At 49.2% G+C, this 19,453-nt stretch carries 21 protein-coding genes; all 21 read left to right on the forward strand.

Translation table 11 applies throughout. The features are described 5' to 3' along the window. Positions 1–36 precede the first annotated feature (36 nt). The 21 genes from fliQ to frr all read left to right on the forward strand — a co-directional run bounded on the left by fliQ (position 37) and on the right by frr (position 19,372). Positions 37–306: a flagellar biosynthesis protein FliQ gene (gene fliQ, locus AWM70_RS05035; RefSeq protein WP_068694619.1), complete on the forward strand. Its 270-nt coding sequence runs from the start codon at positions 37–39 to the stop codon at positions 304–306. Positions 307–318: 12 nt separating this feature from the next. After that, complete coding sequence (gene fliR, locus AWM70_RS05040) at positions 319–1,101, forward strand: flagellar biosynthetic protein FliR (RefSeq protein WP_068694620.1); 783 nt, start codon at positions 319–321, stop codon at positions 1,099–1,101. Positions 1,102–1,118: 17 nt separating this feature from the next. Next, positions 1,119–2,213: a flagellar biosynthesis protein FlhB gene (flhB, locus tag AWM70_RS05045; RefSeq protein WP_068694621.1), complete on the forward strand. Its 1,095-nt coding sequence runs from the start codon at positions 1,119–1,121 to the stop codon at positions 2,211–2,213. Between the two features lie 22 nt (positions 2,214–2,235). Further along, positions 2,236–4,269 carry a flagellar biosynthesis protein FlhA gene (gene flhA, locus AWM70_RS05050; RefSeq protein ID WP_068694622.1) on the forward strand — a complete coding sequence of 678 codons (2,034 nt, stop codon included), beginning with the start codon at positions 2,236–2,238 and terminating at the stop codon, positions 4,267–4,269. Then, positions 4,266–5,804, forward strand: a complete 1,539-nt coding sequence (flhF, locus tag AWM70_RS05055) for a flagellar biosynthesis GTPase FlhF (protein ID WP_068694623.1) — start codon at positions 4,266–4,268, stop codon at positions 5,802–5,804. The genes flhA and flhF overlap by 4 nt, the downstream gene beginning before the upstream one ends. Further along, positions 5,801–6,697 carry a MinD/ParA family protein gene (locus tag AWM70_RS05060; protein WP_068694624.1) on the forward strand — a complete coding sequence of 299 codons (897 nt, stop codon included), beginning with the start codon at positions 5,801–5,803 and terminating at the stop codon, positions 6,695–6,697. Before flhF ends, AWM70_RS05060 begins: the two co-directional genes overlap by 4 nt. A 25-nt stretch (positions 6,698–6,722) precedes the next feature. Then, positions 6,723–8,129 carry a protein-glutamate methylesterase/protein-glutamine glutaminase gene (locus AWM70_RS05065; protein WP_068694625.1) on the forward strand — a complete coding sequence of 469 codons (1,407 nt, stop codon included), beginning with the start codon at positions 6,723–6,725 and terminating at the stop codon, positions 8,127–8,129. Positions 8,130–8,157: 28 nt separating this feature from the next. After that, the gene (locus tag AWM70_RS05070; protein WP_068694626.1) at positions 8,158–10,254 is read left to right on the forward strand and encodes a chemotaxis protein CheA; all 2,097 of its coding nucleotides are present in this window, start codon (positions 8,158–8,160) and stop codon (positions 10,252–10,254) included. 52 nt (positions 10,255–10,306) lie between these two features. Beyond that, positions 10,307–10,768, forward strand: a complete 462-nt coding sequence (locus tag AWM70_RS05075; RefSeq protein ID WP_068694627.1) for a chemotaxis protein CheW — start codon at positions 10,307–10,309, stop codon at positions 10,766–10,768. 39 nt (positions 10,769–10,807) lie between these two features. Then, entirely contained in the window at positions 10,808–11,401 is a 594-nt protein-coding gene (locus AWM70_RS05080) for a chemotaxis protein CheC (RefSeq protein WP_068700380.1), read from the forward strand. Next, a complete protein-coding gene (locus AWM70_RS05085) occupies positions 11,394–11,891 on the forward strand; it encodes a chemotaxis protein CheD (RefSeq protein ID WP_068694628.1) in 498 nt (165 codons plus the stop codon). Before AWM70_RS05080 ends, AWM70_RS05085 begins: the two co-directional genes overlap by 8 nt. 2 nt (positions 11,892–11,893) lie before the next feature. Further along, positions 11,894–12,319, forward strand: coding sequence for a hypothetical protein (locus AWM70_RS05090; RefSeq protein ID WP_068694629.1), 426 nt, complete (start codon positions 11,894–11,896; stop codon positions 12,317–12,319). A 15-nt stretch (positions 12,320–12,334) separates the two neighbouring features. After that, on the forward strand, positions 12,335–13,123 hold the full coding sequence (locus tag AWM70_RS05095; RefSeq protein WP_068694630.1) for a FliA/WhiG family RNA polymerase sigma factor: 789 nt from the start codon (positions 12,335–12,337) through the stop codon (positions 13,121–13,123). 38 nt (positions 13,124–13,161) lie between these two features. Next, a complete protein-coding gene (locus tag AWM70_RS05100; protein WP_068694631.1) occupies positions 13,162–14,568 on the forward strand; it encodes a FapA family protein in 1,407 nt (468 codons plus the stop codon). Positions 14,569–14,661: 93 nt separating this feature from the next. Further along, positions 14,662–14,991, forward strand: coding sequence for a hypothetical protein (locus tag AWM70_RS05105; RefSeq protein ID WP_068694632.1), 330 nt, complete (start codon positions 14,662–14,664; stop codon positions 14,989–14,991). A 14-nt stretch (positions 14,992–15,005) separates the two neighbouring features. Further along, complete coding sequence (locus AWM70_RS05110) at positions 15,006–15,608, forward strand: hypothetical protein (protein WP_237167828.1); 603 nt, start codon at positions 15,006–15,008, stop codon at positions 15,606–15,608. Next, the gene (locus AWM70_RS05115; RefSeq protein WP_068694633.1) at positions 15,605–16,159 is read left to right on the forward strand and encodes an endolytic transglycosylase MltG; all 555 of its coding nucleotides are present in this window, start codon (positions 15,605–15,607) and stop codon (positions 16,157–16,159) included. The genes AWM70_RS05110 and AWM70_RS05115 overlap by 4 nt, the downstream gene beginning before the upstream one ends. Before the next feature lie 195 nt (positions 16,160–16,354). After that, the gene (gene rpsB / locus AWM70_RS05120; RefSeq protein WP_068694634.1) at positions 16,355–17,053 is read left to right on the forward strand and encodes a 30S ribosomal protein S2; all 699 of its coding nucleotides are present in this window, start codon (positions 16,355–16,357) and stop codon (positions 17,051–17,053) included. A 121-nt stretch (positions 17,054–17,174) separates the two neighbouring features. Further along, a complete protein-coding gene (gene tsf, locus AWM70_RS05125) occupies positions 17,175–17,825 on the forward strand; it encodes a translation elongation factor Ts (protein ID WP_068694635.1) in 651 nt (216 codons plus the stop codon). Between the two features lie 264 nt (positions 17,826–18,089). Then, positions 18,090–18,818, forward strand: a complete 729-nt coding sequence (gene pyrH, locus AWM70_RS05130; RefSeq protein ID WP_068694636.1) for a UMP kinase — start codon at positions 18,090–18,092, stop codon at positions 18,816–18,818. Further along, complete coding sequence (frr, locus tag AWM70_RS05135; protein ID WP_068694637.1) at positions 18,818–19,372, forward strand: ribosome recycling factor; 555 nt, start codon at positions 18,818–18,820, stop codon at positions 19,370–19,372. The genes pyrH and frr overlap by 1 nt, the downstream gene beginning before the upstream one ends. Positions 19,373–19,453: the final 81 nt, after the last annotated feature.

Consider the following 19,453-nt stretch of genomic DNA (forward strand, 5'->3'; position numbering starts at 1 on the left):
CAAGTCAAGGAAAGAAGCGAACTGGGGGTAACAAAGATGAATTCGCAATTTGTCATTGGACTGGCGGGGCAGGCCATTTATACGGTTCTTAAAGCCAGCGCGCCAATGCTCATTATTGCTCTGGTTGTCGGATTGATCATCAGTATTTTTCAGGCAACAACCCAAATTCAGGAGCAGACACTGGCATTCGTTCCTAAAATTGTAGCCGTTCTTGTCGCTATGCTTCTGTTTGGCCCCTGGATTCTGACCACCTTAGTGGATTTTACTTATAGCATTTTGAATAATTTGTCCCGCTATATCGGATAGGAACAATGACCTATGGAGATTATGCAGGCCTTACCTGTTTTTATGCTTATTTTTTGTCGAATCACCGCTTTTTTTGTTGTCGCACCTGTCTTTAGTGCGAGAACGGTGCCGAACACGTTTAAAGTGGGATTCTCAGGCATCTTGGCTGTATTGATTTTTTTGATCTATGGGACCAAACAAACGGTTCCTACGGATCTAACTTATATTCTGTTTATTTTACGGGAGATTTTGATCGGCCTGCTCATGGGGTACGTGGCAACCTTAATGTTCACGGTGATTACTATGGCGGGCGCTTTCCTGGATATTCAAATCGGTTTTGGCATCGCCAACGTGCTGGACCCGATGACAGGAGCCTCGGCACCCATTACGGGGAATTTCAAATATGCGATTGCTACTTTGTTTTTCCTGGGAATGAACGGTCATCATTATTTGATCCAGGCCATGCTGAAGAGCTATGATTGGATTCCTCTTTCCAATGACGTCTTTGCACGGACAGCGAGCGGGAGCATCAATGAGTTCTTGGTTAGCGCGTTCAGCCATTCCTTTATGCTGGCGTTTCAGATCGCTTCTCCGATTATCGTGGCTTTGTTCCTGACAGATGTTGCCCTTGGCTTTCTGGCCAAAACGGCACCGCAGTATAACATCTTTGTCATCGGTGTTCCGCTGAAAATCCTTGTCGGACTGGTTCTTCTGCTGGTATTCATGCCAAGTCTGGTGTATTCCTTCCAGCAGTTGTTTGAAACCTTGTTTAAGGCGCTGGAGAATCTGATGGGGACAATGGGAAGTAGGCCGTAAGAAGGAGAAAGGAAGGAATGGCCTTGGCACTCCGGTATACGCTTGATCTTCAGCTGTTTGCAGGGGAGAAAACGGAAAAAGCAACGCCAAAGAAAAAGCAGGATGCAAGGAAAAAAGGGCAGGTTGCCAAAAGCAACGATGTTTCAGCGGCGTTGGTTTTACTTTCTTCCTTTTTTGCTCTGCTGATGTTCGGCGGTTATTACAAACAGCATTTGGTCGATCTGTTTAAGGATTTTTTCCTGAACCGGCTTACTTTCGATGTGACCTCGCAAAGCGTGATGACCATGTTTGGCAATTTGGCGGTCCAGGTTGCGCTTATGCTTGCGCCGATCTTTGGTGTCGTCATGGTGGTTGGCATCCTGGCTAACTACATCCAGGTCGGTTTTTTACTGACAGGAGAATCTCTTAAGCCGAAGTTCAGCAAAATTGATCCGATCAAAGGGTTCAAAAATATTTTTTCGATGAGAAGTGTTATCGAGCTGCTTAAATCGATTTTTAAGCTGCTGGTCATCTTTGTTGTAGTTTATATCACCTTGTCCGGCTCAAGAGATGAAATTTCCAAGCTTGGAAATGTAAGCGTAGAGGCTGCTTTTAATTATACGGCCAAACTTGCTGTTGATCTTGGCATCAAAATTGGTGCGGCTTTATTGCTGCTCGCTTTTGCCGACTATATGTACCAGCGTTATTCCCATGCCAAAAGCTTGCGGATGAGCAAACAGGATATTAAAGACGAATATAAGAAAATGGAAGGCGATCCGCTTATTAAAGGCAAAATCCGCGAACGACAGCGCAGAATGGCCCTGCAGCGCATGATGCAGGAAATTCCGAAAGCGGATGTCATCATTACGAACCCTACACATTTTGCTGTAGCGCTTAAATATGACGGAAGTGAAATGGAGGCTCCTCAGGTGATCGCAAAAGGCCAGGATTACGTGGCTCTGCGAATTAAGGAAATAGCCAAGGAGCACGGCATTATAACGATGGAAAATAAGCCGCTCGCCCGCGCGCTGTTTCAAAGGACGGAAATCGGCGATTCGATTCCGGCGGATTTGTTCCAGGCGGTGGCCGAGGTTCTGGCCTATGTATATAAATTAAAAGGCAAAGTGAGATAGAAAGGGATCGGAGGCGATACAAATGAAAATTAAAGATATTTCGATTTTGGTAGGAATCATTGGCATCGTCCTGATGATGATTCTTCCGATCCCGAAGACGCTGCTTGACATTCTTCTGGTCATAAATATATCCATAGCCATGATGATCTTGCTCGTAGCCATGAATACCAAGGAAGCTTTGCAGTTTTCCATCTTCCCTTCCTTGCTGCTGATCACAACCATGTTCCGGCTGGCCCTTAACATCTCCACGACCAAACTGATTTTGGGACAAGCGGATGCAGGACATGTAGTGCGCACGTTCGGCAGCTGGATTTCCAGCGGGCAGCCCGTTATTGGATTCATAGTGTTTCTAATCCTGGTTGTGGTTCAGTTTATTGTGATCACAAGGGGCTCGGAGCGCGTAGCGGAAGTTGCCGCCAGATTCACCTTGGACGCTATGCCCGGCAAGCAGATGAGTATTGACGCCGATCTGAACGCAGGGCTAATTAACGAGCAGCAGGCGAAAGAGCGCCGTTCCAAAATCGAACGTGAAGCTGACTTCTACGGAGCTATGGATGGGGCAAGTAAATTCGTAAAAGGCGACGCCATCGCTTCGATTATTATTTTGTTCATCAACCTGATCGGCGGTTTCATCATTGGTATGGTCATGCACGGAATGGCCTTTTCCGACGCGCTGTCGACTTATTCGCTGCTGACGATTGGCGACGGTCTTGTCAGTCAGATCCCTGCGCTGCTGATTTCAACCTCCGCGGGTTTGATTGTGACTAGAGCATCCTCAGAGGGGAATTTGGCTGACGATATTACAGGCCAGTTGTTTGCTTTCCCCAAGCTGATTTATATCGTTGCCGTCATGATTGCGCTGCTCGGCCTCTTTACGCCAATTGGACCGATAGCTACCCTTCCGCTGGCCGGACTGCTTGCTTTTGCCGCGCGGCGGATGCAGACCAATTTCAGCAAGAAGGCTATCGAGCAGGAACAGCAGGAAGAAGAGCAGCAGATCGAAGAGGTTCGGAGCCCGGAGAGTGTGATCAACCTGCTGCAGGTGGATCCGATCGAATTCGAGTTCGGTTATGGACTGATTCCTTTGGCGGATACTTCCCAAGGGGGAGACCTGCTGGACCGGATCATCATGATCCGCAGACAATGTGCGCTTGAACTTGGACTTGTGGTGCCCGTGATCCGAATCCGCGACAATATTCAACTAAAACCGAATGAATATGTCATAAAAATTAAAGGGAATACCGTCGGTCGCGGGGAATTATTACTTAATCATTACCTGGCGATGAGTCCTGGATTTGACGATGATTCGATTACCGGGATTGATACTTTAGAACCGGCATTTGGTCTTCCGGCCCTATGGATCGACGAACCTACCAAAGAACGGGCCGAAATGTTGGGATATACGGTTGTGGATCCGCCGTCCGTTGTGGCGACCCATTTGACGGAGACGATCAAGAAACATGCCCATGAGCTGCTTGGCCGTCAGGAAACGAAAGCTCTTATCGACAATCTCAGAGAGAACTACCCGGTATTGGTGGACGATCTTATACCTTCTGTTCTGTCTATTGGGGACGTGCAGAAGGTGCTGGCAAAGCTGCTGCGGGAGAAAATTTCGATCCGCGATATGGTAACGATATTCGAAACGCTTGCCGATTACGGGCAGTATACGAAAGATCCCGATGTGCTGACGGAATATGTCCGGCAGGCATTATCCCGTCAAATTACCCAGCAGTTCACGAACCAGGGAGAAACGATGCAGGTGATCACTGTAGGGCCGTCCTTGGAGAAGAAAATAGCCGAAAGCGTTCAGCAGACGGATCAGGGCAGCTATGTTGCGCTTGACCCGGTGTCGACCCAGACGGTCTATCAGAAGCTGAACGAGCAGATTAACCGGCTGATCCAGTCCGGCCAGCAGCCTATCGTATTAACTTCGCCGACGATCCGGATGTACTTGAGGCAGGTCATGGAACGAACTTTGCAGGATGTTCCGGTGCTCTCCTATAGCGAACTGGAGCCTAATGTAGAGATTCAAAGTGTGGGAGTGGTCAACCTGTGAGAGTAAAACGTTATATCGTAGAGACCATGCCGGATGCCATGCTCAAAATCCGAAAGGACTTAGGCGGAGACGCCGTTATCCTCAGTACCAAAAAAATCAAGGTCGGCGGGTTTCTTGGCATGTTCGGCAAGGTGAAGCTGGAAGTGATCGCCGGGGTTGACGAGATGGAAGAGACGGAATCCCTGCCGCGAAGCAATCCGCCTGCTGCGAAACTTGACCCCATACAGCCGGCCAACCGCATGGCGGCTTCCTCTCCGCCCGGCGCTGTTCGTCAAGCGAATGGACGGGAACGGGAGGCAAGGGCCGCCGCTTCAGCCGCTGCCCAGCAAACAGCTGCCGGCCAAGCTTCTACTTCGGGGCGGGTAGGCGCGCAGGCATACCGCCGGGCCGCGGATTTGGCAGCGGGGGCAGCTTCTGGAGAAACGCCCCAAGCTCAAAGCAATATCCAAGTCCAAAACGTGCTGGAGGAGGCGCTGCCGGAAGCTGGGCTGGAAGTACAGAATGAGCGGCGTCCGAGCGGGCCGCGGACAAAAGAGCAGCAGGAGGGTGAAAGAGCTAGCTTCTTCCCGACTGAGCTGGCTGCGCCTTTAGAAACATTAACGGCTCAGCCAAGGGTTAAAGGGAAAGAAACCTCCGGTCCTGCTGCAGATGATTTGTTCAGAAAGCTGCTGCTAAATGATATTCAGCAAATGAAAGCAATGATGAACAAGCTGGCTAAGGAACAAAGTGATGAACGCATCCTTCCGGGCCCGCTGGATCAGCTCCTGAACCGCCTTAAAGCGCAGGAGGTAGAACCGGAGTTGGCGGAAAGCTGGATCGAACCGGTTTATGAGGCCTGGGAGGCTTCGGGCGAAAGCTTAGGAGAGCTTGAGCTGAAACAGAAGGTTCGTCGGGAAATCAGCCGTTTTCTTGAAACCCGGTTATCCGAAGGGATTTCCGATACGGCAAGAATGGTATATGTAGCGGGACCGACAGGCGTCGGCAAAACCACGACGATTGCCAAAATGGCTGCCGATCAAATTTTCCGCAAGCAGAAAAAAGTCGGTTTCATCACGGCGGATACTTACCGGATTTCTGCCGTAGAGCAGCTTAGGACATATGCGTCCATTCTGAATGTTCCGCTTGAGGTCGTGCAGTCGCCAGGCGACATGAAGAGAGCGGCCGCCCGATTGGAGAACTGCGATCTGATCTTTATGGATACAGCCGGAAGAAATTATCTGAACGAGCTTTATGTAGCAGAACTGCATAGTCTCTTAGCGGTGAAAGAACAGAGCGAAACCTGTCTGGTGTTGAGTCTGACCTCGAAGTCCAAGGATATGAAGACAATTTCAGAGCACTTCTCCAAATACGGTCTGGACAAGGTGATCTTCACCAAGCTGGATGAAACGGAGAGTTGCGGCAGCATGTTTAATCTGTTATCCCAGTATCCGCTGAAGCTGCTTTTCCTGACCAACGGCCAAAACGTGCCGGATGATCTCGTTTCGGTTGACCAGGAAATGTTGATCCATATGCTCCTGGGAGATGAAGGCGTATGAGTGATCAGGCAGAATCCTTAAGAGCCATGATTCAGTCGCGGGCGCTGCGGGAGAAGCAGGATGGGCCTGAAGTTCAGGCCAAATCCGCTAAAATCATTACGGTCAGCAGTGGAAAAGGTGGCGTCGGCAAGTCCAACTTCACTTTGAATCTGGCTTTAGGACTGCAAGCTCTGGGCAAAAAGGTGCTGCTCTTCGACGCAGATATCGGCATGGCCAATATTGATGTTTTGATGGGTGTACGGCCCAGGTATAGCCTCTATCATTTGCTCAAGGGCGAGAAGAAGATTTCAGAGATTGTGGAATACGGGCAAAACGGGCTGCCTTTTATTGCTGGCGGTTCGGGTTTGGCCGACTTGTTTTCCTTATCGGAGCAGGATCTAGAGTATTTCACTTCTCAAATCGAGGCGATTGCCGGGGAAATGGATTTTATCCTGTTTGATACGGGAGCAGGTTTATCCAAGGAAACGTTCAATTTTATCACGGCTGCGGATGAATGCCTGGTTGTTACGACACCCGAGCCTACTTCGATAACGGATGCCTACGCTTTGATCAAGGTGGTCAGCAGTACTCGTCCCGATGTGAAATTCCGGCTGGTCATCAACCGGGCGGAAGGGGAAAAAGAAGCGCGGTTTGTAGCGGATAAAATTACGCTGGTCGCGGAGCGTTTTCTGGATTTGAGCATTCCTTTGCTCGGCTATATTCACGATGAGCCATACGTCGTAAACGCCGTCAAACGGCAAATTCCATTTCTGGTAGCTTATCCACACTGCTCGGCTTCCAAGGATATCCGGCAGATAGCTCAAGCTTTTGCGGAAGACAAACAAGAAGTTAGGCAGGAAGGCGCTTTGACGGGAATCAAGGGTTTTTTACACAAGTGGCTGCGTACAAAATGATTCTTACAAGAACAGAGGTGGACTTATGAAACCTTATCGGATCTTGGTTGTCGATGATTCGCCTTTTATGCGTAAAATTATCACCGATCTTATTGAACAAGACCCTGCTTTCTGGGTGGAACGGACTGCAGCCAACGGTTTGGAAGCTGTGAAGCTGATTAAGGAGCTGTCCCCGGACCTCGTCACTATGGATGTCGAGATGCCGGAGATGAACGGTCTTGAAGCGCTGAAAAGCATTATGCATGAACATCCGGTTCCGGTTATCATGCTTTCCGGTATCAATGAACAGGGGATGCGGGAAACGATTATGGCGTTGGAGCTTGGCGCTTTTGATTTTATCCGCAAACCTTCCATCACCGGCAATTCGCAGAGCATCGCCGAAATCGGGGAAGCGCTCCGCATGCAAATCCAAGCTGCAATGGCCAGCCGGGAAAGACGCCTTGCCAGAGAAGAGGCGCTGCGAAAGCGGGCGGAGGAGCCGAAGGTGCCTCCGCAACCCCATATTGAATCTGCCGCAAAGACCACAAAATCAGCCAAATCTGAGCAGCTCCCCGGTTTATCGGCAGAGAGCGTCGGAAAAGTTAAAAACTCGGCCGCAACAAGCAAAGGACGAAGTCAAGCTCCAGAACCAAACAGCATGGCTGAGTCCAAAGTTGATCGCCGTGCTGTGGCGAAACCCAAAGGAACCGCTCCGGCTCCAGGGAAGGAAGCGCCGGTCAAACCAGCCCAATTCCCAAAGGTTTTGCCAAAGGAACGCTCAAAACCTAGTGTACCGGATCTTGAACCTTTGACAGCGCCAGCGGCTGCTCCGGATAAGGGGGCAAACATGCCAAGAAGGGCAGTTTCCTCAGGAGGGTACCAGCACATTGTGGCGGTCGGCTGCTCGACAGGAGGACCCAAAGCGCTTAAAGTGCTGCTTGAATCCATACCGGCAGAGTTCCCGGCTCCAATCGTGATTGTCCAGCACATGCCGCCGAACTTTACCAAATCTTTGGCCCAGCGCTTGAATAGTCTCAGCCCGATTACCGTGGTAGAGGCCGAAGAGGGAATGGTGCTGGAGAAAGGCACGGCCTACATTGCGCCAGGCGGGAAACATACGCGTGTTAAGCTGGGCGACGACGGCGTCTGCCGAATTGCTTTGGGCAATGATGAGCTGAGAAGCGGGCATCGCCCATCGGTGGATGTGTTGTTTGAATCCTTGCTGCCCCTCGGAGTGCTGCAGAGACATGTGGTGCTGATGACGGGCATGGGCAGTGATGGAGCCAAATCGATGAAACTGCTTTATGACAAAGGAGTAACCTCAACGATTGCAGAAAGTGAAGAAACCTGCGTCGTTTACGGGATGCCCCGTTCTGCTGTTGAACTCGGCTGCGTCACTTCGGTGCTGCCGCTTCAAGATATTGCACAAAAATTGGTTCAAATCGTGAAATAACAACTGATCCCTTGAGGAGGTGCTCGCTATGGACATGAATCAGTATTTATCCATGTTTATTGATGAGTCGAATGATCACTTGCAGTCCCTAAACGAAAACATGCTCGAGCTTGAGAACAACCCGGAAGACATTTCAATCGTTCAGGTTATTTTCCGATCAGCCCATACCCTTAAAGGCATGGCGGCGACAATGGGTTTCGAAGATTTGGCGTCCCTGACGCACCAAATGGAGAATGTCCTGGACTTGGTCCGCAACGACAAGCTGAAGATGCAGGATTTTATTTTTGACACCTTGTTTAAGAGCTTGGATGCCCTGCAATCGATGGTACAGGACATTATGGAAGGCGGCGAAGGCAAAGCCGATGTGACTTCCATTGTCAGCAATCTCCAGGCGATTGTCCGCGGAGAGAAGCCGGGAGAGGCTGCGGCGGCAAGTCCGGCTGGCGTTTCGTCCGCAGATAGCACGATGAAAGCAGCACTTGAGCTTGACGAGTTCCAGCAGTCGATATTGGAGCAGTCCATGGGTGAAGGCCATAAAGCTCATTACATCGAAGTAACGATTCGTGAAGATTGTCAATTGAAAGCAGTACGTGCATATATGGTGTTTGATCTTCTGGAACGTTTCGGGGAAGTAGTTAAATCTTATCCGACGGTACAGGACATTGAGCAAGAAAAGTTTGATAAAAGCTTCTCCTTGTATTACATAACCCAGAAGGAAGCGGCTGACCTCGAAAACATGATCATGAATGTTTCGGAGATCGGCTCTGCTGTTGTAACTCCTTTGGACAAGGAATCCTTGGCCCAGCTGGTCTCTTCGGCAAGCAGCCAGGCAGCAGCAGCAGTAGAAGCACCTGAAGCGCCAGCAGCACCGCAAGCAGCGGAGCCGGCTGTGGTTTCGAAACCTGCGGCGGCACCTGCCCAGTCTTCTAAAGAGGCCCCGGCGAGGAAACCGGCAGCGGGCGGAACGCCAGCGCCTTCTCGAACCATCCGGGTTGATATTGAACGTCTGGATGTACTGATGAACCTGTTCAGCGAACTTCTGATTGACCGCGTTCGGCTGGAGCAGCTGGCGGGAGAAATCAAACGCAATGACTTGACAGAAACGGTTGAGCATATGACACGGGTCAGCGGAGATTTGCAAAACGTTGTTTTGAAACTGCGCATGGTTCCGGTGGATACGGTATTTAACCGGTTCCCGCGTATGGTCCGTGACCTGGCCAAATCGCTGAACAAAAAAATCGATCTGGTCATTACGGGAGCAGAAACCGAGCTGGACCGTACGGTTATTGATGAAATCGGTGATCCGCTGGTCCATTTGCTACGAAATGCGGTTGACCATGGGGTAGAAACCATTGAAGAACGTGTGGCAGCCGGCAAACCGGACACCGGCACGATCCAGCTGAAGGCTTTCCACAGCGGCAACCATGTCTTTATTGAAATCACCGACGATGGACATGGCATTGACCGGGAGCGCGTAGCCGCCAAAGCCATTAAGAACGGCATCCTGACAAAAGAACAAGCTGACGCGATGAGCGATGATGAAGTGGCGCTGCTGCTGTTCGCACCGGGTTTTAGTACAGCCGAGAAAATTTCCGATATTTCCGGACGCGGGGTCGGCCTGGATGTCGTAAAATCCAAGATCGAGTCTTTGGGCGGCACCGTGCTGGTTACGTCGACGCTTGGACAAGGCTCCAAATTCTCCGTGCAGCTTCCGCTGACCTTGTCGATCATTGCGGCTATGCTGATCAAGACAGGAGACGAGAAGTATGCGATTCCGCTGTCTTCGATCGTGGAGACGGGTTTGATCAAACGTTCGCAAATCCGCGAAGTTCATGGCTACAAGATGATTCCTTACCGGAATTCCAATATTCCGATTATGTCTTTGAAACAGATTTTCGATATTCCTGGATTTGACGAAGAGAACGAAGAAGAAAGCGAAATTGTTGTCATCCGCAAAGGGGATCGTGTTGCCGCTTTGACGGTCGAAGAGTTTATCGGCCAAAGTGAAATTGTCATCAAGAACTTGGGGAAATACCTGCCTGCGGTTGAAGGCGTTGCCGGCGGAACGATTCTCGGTGACGGTCAGGTCGCTTTGATCATTGATCCGAACGCTTTTATCAAGTAGCAGGAATTGTTGAAATGCAGCATTTGAAGGATAAGATGAGGAGGAATTAATCATGGGACAGGAATTGAAAGTAATTGTATTTAAACTGGGTTCAGAAGAGTACGGAATTGATGTGGACAAGGTAGAAACAATTGAGCGGATGCTGCCGATTACGCGTGTGCCTAAAACCTATTCGTTTGTAAAAGGGGTAGTAAATCTGCGCGGCGTGGTGATTCCTGTTATTGATCTGCGCGGTCGTTTTGGACTGCCTGAAACCGAGGCAACCGACCAAACACGTATTGTCATTGTAAATGTAGAAGAGATGCAGGTCGGCTTTATCGTAGATTCGGCGAACGATGTTATTGATCTGGATACAGACGTTATTGATACGCCGCCGGAAGTGGTTGGCGGAGTCAAGGCGAAATATCTGGACGGAGTTGCCCGTATTTCGGATGATCGTCTGTTGATCATGCTGAACCTGTCCGAAGTGTTGAACAAAAGCGAAATTATTCAGCTCGAAGGCCTCGAGGCTTAAAGATTGAAAGATTTGTTTAAAGGTTTTGCCGATTTTAAAATGGACGTGCTGAAGGAAGTCGGTAATATCGGCGCGGGCAACGCCGCTACCGCCCTTTCACGTCTGCTGGACAAACCGATTGATATGGCTGTGCCGAAAGTGCAAATGCTCCCGTTTGACGCGATCGCGGACAAAGTGGGCGGGGCTGAAAATATCGTCCTGGCCGTCTTTTTCCGGGTTGAGGGCGAGGCCCCCGGCAATCTGTTTTTTATCCTGACTCCGGAGGCGGCCAAGAAACTGCTGCACCGGCTTGCTGCAATTGAAATTTCGGAGGACGATGGGTTCTCAGAGATGGAGTGGTCAGCTATCTCCGAGATCGGCAATATTCTGGCCGGCTCTTATCTGTCTTCTCTGGCTGACTTTACGAAGCTGAGCATGAGCCCTACCGTTCCTGCGGTTGCGACGGATATGGCTGGCGCAATTCTGAGCTATGGCTTGCTTCAATTTGGTCAGATGGGCAATGACGCGTTGTTGATTGATACTACCTTCATTGAAGGACAGCACGAAGTGGAGGGACAGTTTTTCCTTATACCGGATCCTGAATCATTCGACCAAATTTTTTCTGCTTTAGGAGTACCGTCGGAACATGATTGAAGAGCAGCCTATCGTTAAAGTCGGAATGGCTGAGATGGGAACCATCCGGTCGCATGGTTTGATCCGGACCACCGGGCTGGGTTCCTGTGTCGGCCTCACGTTATTTGATCCGGAGCTGCATCTGGCGGGGCTGGCTCATGTTATGCTTCCTTCGTCGGATATCGCCAAAGAGGGTTCCCTGAACCTGGCGAAATATGCGGACACTGCCATTCCGGCCCTGTACCAGCAGCTTCTGCAGATGGGAGCTTCGGCCCGGCGCCTCGTCGCCAAAATGGCGGGAGGTGCGCAAATGTTTGCTTTTGCAGGCGGAAATGATACGATGCGCATTGGTCCGCGGAATGTGGAATCCTGCAAGGCATGCCTGGACGGGCTTGGAATACCGCTTCTCGGAGAGGATACCGGCGGGAATTTTGGACGAACTATAGAGCTCGACTGTCAAACGGGTATATTATTTATACGCAGTGTACAAATGGGGATAAAGGAATTGTAGTTATGGCAGGAAAAATGCTTTTTAACTGGTTGTTTGGCGGCGTTGGTTTGATACTAACGTTTCTCGTTTCTTCATCTCATAACTTATTCATCACTTCATTGATACGGAGCCTTATTGCTTTCGTAATATGGTTCCTTCTGGCTTTCGCCATTCGCTGGATGTTGGGTCTGTCCAAAGCAGACCCCGTTTCCTTGGAAGAAAGGGCATCCGGAAGTGAAGAGGCAGAAAAAGGACTCCGAGTAGATTTGACTACACCGGACGAGCAGGAAGCTATAAACGACATGCTGAAACCCTCTGGAACCAAGGCATCCGAGAACAGCCAGGGAACGGCGGCGTTTGAGCCTCTGAAACCTCCGCGTCTGGTTAAAACGGCTGATCGGGATCCTGAAGAGTTGGCCAAAGCTGTCCGTCACCTGACAGAAGACTAGAGAGGGTGAAATTAAGTGAGCGAACGCAAAAATTCTCCTCTCGGCTACGCCGATTTGTGGGAGAGATGGAAGGAAAATGGCGATCTAGAAGCGAAGAAAGAACTGATAGAAAAGTATTTAAATATCGTAGATTATGTATCCGGCCGTTTGGCTGTTGGTCTTCCGAGGAATATTTCCAAGGATGACCTGTTCAGCAACGGAGTTATGGGACTTATGGATGCTATTGAAAAGTTTGATTATAAGAGAGGCCTCCAGTTTGAAACTTATGCTTCATGGAGAGTCAGAGGAGCCATTTTGGACGGTCTCCGTCAAGGAGACTGGGTTCCACGTTCGGTCAGAGAGAAAGCCAAAAGAATTGAAGAAGGTTATCAAAAGCTGGAACAGAAATATTTGCGGAGCGTCACCGATGAGGAAATGAGCCAGTACCTGGAAGTTTCTGAGCGGGAATTTCAGCAAATGCTCCAGGATGTAGCGGTTATGACGCTTTGCTCCTTGGAGGATCCCATTCGCGAGGAAGAATCTGAAACCCGGATGTCGATGCTGATCGACGATAAAGCCAAGAATCCGGATCATAAAGTACGCGAATTTTTTTTACAGGAATCATTAACTAAAGGAATCGAGAAGCTGACGGAGAAAGAACGTACCGTTGTCTCTTTATTATATTATGAGGACCTTTCCCTGAGTGAAATTGCCGAAGTCATGTCCCTGTCTCCTTCTCGGATTTCACAGCTTCATTCGAAAGCGATTTTGCGGCTTCGGGCTACTCTGGAGAAAAGCAGAAATTTGTTGATGCAGGAGGATTAAATTCACGTATCGAGAGTCATTGAGAGGGGGAATGGGTAATGAAGGAGCTTGCGGATCTGGAAAAGTTGGTAAATATAACCATTTCCGATGATAAGATGAATGCTTATCTGGAATTATTCGACACGAGCAGCGAGACGAATATCAGCGAAGATCAACTCCTAGCATTCATTAAAGCTAATGGCATCCATTTTGGAATACAACTAGAAAATGTCCAGCGGATTGTGCGCAATCCGGAGGACTATTCTCGCAGCCGTACCCCTATTGCTTTTGGTGAGGCCCCCCAGGACGGAGTGGACGGGAGAATTCAATATGCCTTCGATCTGGACAGCAAAGGTCTCCGTCCTTTGGAGACAGAGGATGGCAAAGTGGATTACAAGGAAGTCACTCGGCTTAACAACGTGACCCGGGGCCAGCTTATTGCTACGCGTGTATCCTCGCTGCCAGGCAGGCCGGGAATGGATGTTACCGGACAGGAAGTTCCTTTTAAACCCGGTAAGGAGGCTCGTTTTAAAGTTGGCAAAAATGTCGTTGTTACCGGAGAAGAAGAAGCCATGTATGCAGCGATCGACGGGCTTGTTACTTTGACTGACAAAGGAAAAATCAACGTTTTCCCCGTTTATGAAATTAATGGAGACGTGGATTACAGCATCGGCAATATTAATTTCGTGGGAACGGTGGTTGTCCGCGGAAATGTGCTGACCGGATTTAAAATCGTAGCCTCCGGAGATATCCGGGTTACGGGAGGCGTCGAAGGCGCCGAGCTGGAGGCCGGGGGATCGATTGAGATTGCCGGCGGCATTATCGGCTACCACAAAGGTCTGGTCAAAGCAGGTCACCATGTAAAAAGCTCGTTTATTCAGGACGGCAACGTGGAGGCCGGAGAAAATGTGGTGGTGTCGCAAAGCATCATGCATTCGAATGTAAGAGCCGGAACAGGCGTGCACTGCAGCGGCGCAAAAGGTTTGATTGTCGGCGGACATATACAGGCGGGAGAAACGGTAGAAGCCAGAACCATCGGCAATCCTATGTCTACTAATACGGTGATTGAAGTAGGTGTGCTTCCGGAGCTTCGGAATGAATTGTCCCAGCTGCGCGAGCAGCTGAAAGAACTGACCGCATCGCTGGACAAAACCGAAAAAGCTCTGGTGCTGCTTGATCAGCTGGCCTCGCAAGGAAAACTTACCAATGATAAATTGGCGATGCGTTCAAAGCTGATTTTATCCAAAAAGTCCTCTATGAGAGAACAATCCGAACTCAAGGAACGTATTCTTGACATCGAGAAGACGCTTGAGGATACCGGCAAAGCTAAAGTGAAGGTAATCAAAACGATTTATGGCGGCTCGAAAATCGTAATCGGAAGATATACCAAATTTATCAAAGATCCGATCACAAATATGAGTTTTTCGTATAGTGACGGCGATATTAGTATGACGGCTAATATTTAGGGTGTTTAATTTCAATTTGCAATCTTTCTATGTACCTAACTTTGTAAGCGTTGCAGCTCCAAAATCTAAACTTCTCTTTTTGGGGTGAAAGTGATGGATTTAAAACCGGTAGAATTGCAAATTGCAGTACCGCGGACTAGCGAAGCGGGCCGGATTCAGCAGGAGCAGCAGTTCAGGCCGACGGTTGATCAGCAGCAGCTGGCCGCTCAGAATGTAAAAGACAGCGAGCTGCAGAGAACAAGAAGCAGTGAGGTTGACGATTCTGCCAAATCCGAGCGGCGGGAACGCGAAAGCTCGGATTCTGCTGACCGTGATGAACGTCAGACCAGCCGGAACCGGGTCGAAGAGAAACAGGGCCAGCAGCCTGAGCCGCATTTGGCAGAGCATCCTTACAAGGGAAAACATATTGATTTCTCTTTCTAATTTGAAATACAAAGGTGAGAATATTGTCTTGGAGCCCTTGGGTTTATATTGTTTTGTTAGGGGCTGCAGCGATCCTGTACGGATGGATGCAGCCCAAAATCAGGAAGCAGCCAACCGCGGTGGGCGGACAAGCTGCTGATGTGGAAGAAACGCTGGAGCAGTATATGGCGGAAATGGAGCGGGATAATGAGGAAATTATTAGCCTGATCGCCGACATGAAGCAGGAGACGCTCTCCAAACAGCTGTCCCAGCAGGAACAGATTGTGGAACTTCGCCAAAGGCTGCAAAACTATGAACGCCAGCATCTGGTGCTTGAAACGCGTTTGGAGCAGCTGGAGAAATCGGCTGCAGGAGTCGCGGGTACAAGCGGGGGCAGAAACGTTGCCGAGGGTCTTAAGCCTGCAGCCGGCATCGTTCCTCAGCCCGAACCGCAAGCTATTGAGCAGCCTGCCGAAACACAGCCGCCGCAGCCAACCGTCCGGGAGCGTTATCCTGAATTGTTTGACCTGTATGATCAAGGGAAATCCATTGACACGGTGGCGAAAGCAACAGGAATGGCGCGCGGCGAAGTCCAGTTGATTCTGCAGCTCGCCAAAAGAGAGGAGTCCTCTCTATGATGCGTAATCGTCATTTTTTATTTGGGTTAGGAGCTGGACTGATTATCGGTGCCCTGCTGCTGCAGTTAATGAACGTTGCCCAAACACAGCCGCAAATGCTGAATACGGAAGAAGAAGTTCGGAATGCGGCCAAAGCTCTAGGGCTTAAGGTTTATGACAGCAGTGAACAGGTATACAGCGAACAGGAATGGAAAGAACGGGAGAACGGCGAACCTGCAGGGACGACTGCGTCGGCTCCTCCAAGTCCTAGTTCGCCTGAAGAACCTTCCGAACCGTCTACTCCTGCTGAACCTTCTACTCCTTCCAAGGCTGAAGCTCCCGCACCTTCTCCGGCGCCTGCAGAGATGGTGGATATCCGCATTCCGGCCGGTAGCACGCTTAGCCAGGTGGCTGACAGGCTGAAATCAGCCGGAGTAATTACGGATAAAGAGGCTTTTGTGCAGCTGGCTAAAAAATGGAATGCGACCCGCATAATCCAAACCGGCACCTTTACGTTTACCAAAGGAGAATCCTTTAAAAGCATCACCAACAAAATCACTAAAAAGAAATGATCCCTGAGGTTTTCAGATCATTTTGTTGGATTTTGTTGCAACGCCTATATTGTTATGATATATTAATTGATGGTGTTAAAACACACGGTGGACAGATTCCGTTAAGGGTGCTTTTCAGAACCGTCTGGAGAGTCTTGGCGGGAAATGAAGTCGCCGGAGGGGCATCAAATAAAACCAATTAGGAGGTGTGTGAAGATGGCAGTAATCTCCATGAAACAACTGCTTGAAGCAGGTGTTCATTTCGGTCACCAAACTCGTCGTTGGAACCCGAAAATGGATCGTTATATCTTCACTGAAAGAAACGGTATTTATATCATTGACCTGCAAAAAACGGTCAAAAAAGTTGAGGAAGCTTACAACTTTGTGAAAAGCATTGCTGAAGAGAACGGTACAATCCTGTTCGTCGGCACTAAGAAACAAGCACAAGATTCCGTTAAAGAAGAAGCTGAACGCGCTGGTCAATACTACATTAACCAACGTTGGCTCGGCGGTACTCTGACTAACTTCTCCACAATTCAAAAACGTATCGATCGTTTGAAAACTTTGGAGAAATGGGAAGAGGACGGCACTTTTGCAGTACTGCCTAAGAAAGAAGTCATCATTCTCCGCAAAGAGAAAGATCGTCTTGAGAAATTCCTCGGCGGTATCAAGAACATGAAAGGCCTGCCTAGCGCCTTGTTCGTAATCGACCCTCGTAAAGAGCGTATCGCAGTTGCGGAAGCTCGTAAATTGGGTATCCCAATCGTAGGTATCGTAGATACAAACTGCGATCCGGACGAAATCGATTATGTAATTCCAGGCAATGACGACGCTATCCGTGCCGTTAAATTGCTGACTGGCAAAATGGCAGATGCCGTAATCGAAGCTCATCAAGGCGAGCAAACAACTGCTTAATCTTGGCTTCGCCTATAAACCGATAAATTAAATGAAAAAGGGTGGTTGGTAGGTGCGAAAAACCTTTCACTACCCTTTTTTTAAAGCAAAAAATATATACACATTTTGGAGGTAATTTAAAATGGCAGTTGACGCAAAATCCGTAAAAGAACTTCGCGAAAAAACGGGCGCAGGTATGCTGGATTGTAAAAAAGCTTTGGAAGAAGCAGCTGGCGATCTGACAAAAGCAGCAGAAATTCTGCGCGAGAAAGGTCTGGCTGCAGCAGCAAACAAAGCTGGACGTATTGCTACTGAAGGTGTTGTTGAATCTTACATTCATGCCGGCGGACGTATCGGCGTGCTTGTGGAAATCAACTGCGAAACGGACTTCGTTGCCAAAACCGATCAATTCAAAGAATTTGCTCGTGACATCGCCATGCATATTGCGGCTGTAAGCCCTAAATATGTACGTCGTGAAGAAGTTCCAACCGAAGAGCTGGAGAAGGAAAAAGAAATCCTGAAAGCTCAAGCTTTGAACGAAGGCAAACCTGAGAAAATCGTTGAAAAAATGGTTGAAGGCCGTATCGGCAAGTTCTACGAAGAAATCTGCTTGCTGGATCAGCAGTTCGTTAAAGATCCGGACAAAACCATCGCTACACTGTTGAACGAAAAAATCAGCACAATCGGCGAAAATATCTCGATCCGTCGTTTTGTTCGTTACGAGCTGGGCGAAGGTTTGGAGAAAAAAGTCGATAACTTTGTTGAAGAAGTTATGGCTCAAGTTAAAAACTAATTGTAACTTTACATTTGTTTACTTACGAGATGGAACACGATGTGTTCCTTCTTTTTTAAAAACATAGAAAGCTTTGGGGTCCTGCGAAGCAAGTGATCCTGGGCATAGCCCTCCTAGCAGGGCGTTATAGAATATGATGTTGATCTGTTTAAGATCCCCACAAAGTAGTCTGCATAAGCTGAAGGGCATTTGCGCCATTTTGTGGGGTTATTTTAACCTGGGGCGGGTGTTGAGTCCGTCTTGTTGGAAAGTGGAGGGTATGCATTGGAACAGCCTATATTTAAACGCGTTGTACTTAAAGTAAGCGGGGAATCCCTCGCCGGTCAGAACGGTTACGGAATTGACGCAGAGACCATAACATCGATTGCGCAGCAGGTTAAAGATGTGGTAGAACTTGGCGTTCAGGTCGCTATCGTATGCGGCGGGGGCAATATTTGGCGCGGGATTGCTGGAAGCGCCAAAGGCATCGACCGCGCTACGGCCGACTATATGGGCATGCTTGCCACTCTGATGAATTCGCTTGCTCTGCAGGATGCGCTTGAGCAAATTGATGTGCCGACTCGTGTACAAACCTCAATTGCCATGCAGCAAATTGCTGAACCTTATATTCGCCGCCGGGCGATCCGGCATCTGGAGAAAGGCCGCGTCGTGATTTTTGCAGCCGGAACAGGAAATCCTTTCTTCTCCACGGATACTACCGCAGCACTGCGGGCCGCCGAGATTGAAGCAGAAGTCATCCTGATGGCCAAAAACAAAGTCGACGGCGTATACTCCGCAGATCCGTTTGTAGATCCGACGGCCGAGAAATACGAACAATTGACTTACCTTGAAGTCCTTAACAAAAACCTTGGAGTTATGGATTCCACCGCATCTTCTCTCTGTATGGACAACAACATTCCGCTGATTGTGTTCGCGATTACGGAACAAGGCAACATTAAACGGGTTGTGCTCGGAGAGAAAATCGGTACGATCGTAAAAGGGAGTGTAGACTAATGCCTCAATCGATTAAAAAAAGCGCTGAGGAACGGATGGAAAAAGCGATCCAGGCTTTGAAAAGAGACCTGGCAACCCTTCGGGCCGGCAGAGCAACCCCGTCGCTGCTTGACCGCATTCAGGTTGAATATTATGGAGCTCCAACTCCTGTGAATCAGCTTGCCAACATCAACACACCGGATTCCCGGACCCTGCTGATCCAGCCTTGGGATAAATCCTCGCTTGCGGATATCGAACGCGCCATTATGAAATCCGATCTTGGTTTAACGCCGGCGAATGACGGCACTTCGATCCGCCTTGTGATTCCAGCCCTGACAGAAGAACGCCGTCTGGAGCTAGTGAAAACGACCAAGAAATTCGGCGAAGAAGCCAAGGTGGCGATCCGGAACATCCGCCGCGACGCTAACGACGATATCAAAAAGTTGGAGAAGACGGATATTTCTGAAGACGAATCGCGTCGTCATCAGGAGGATATTCAGAAAACGACCGATAAGTTTATTGCAGAAGTAGATAAAGTTCTCGCTGCAAAAGAAAAAGAAATTATGGAAGTGTAAGAGACCAAACCGCCCCTCCTATTATGGTGGGGTTTTGTCTCTTTTTCGATGATACTGGAACGGTTGCCCAGCCCTTTAACG

The organism is Paenibacillus yonginensis, assembly GCF_001685395.1.
In the GTDB taxonomy this organism is placed as follows: Bacteria; Bacillota; Bacilli; order Paenibacillales; family Paenibacillaceae; genus Fontibacillus; species Fontibacillus yonginensis.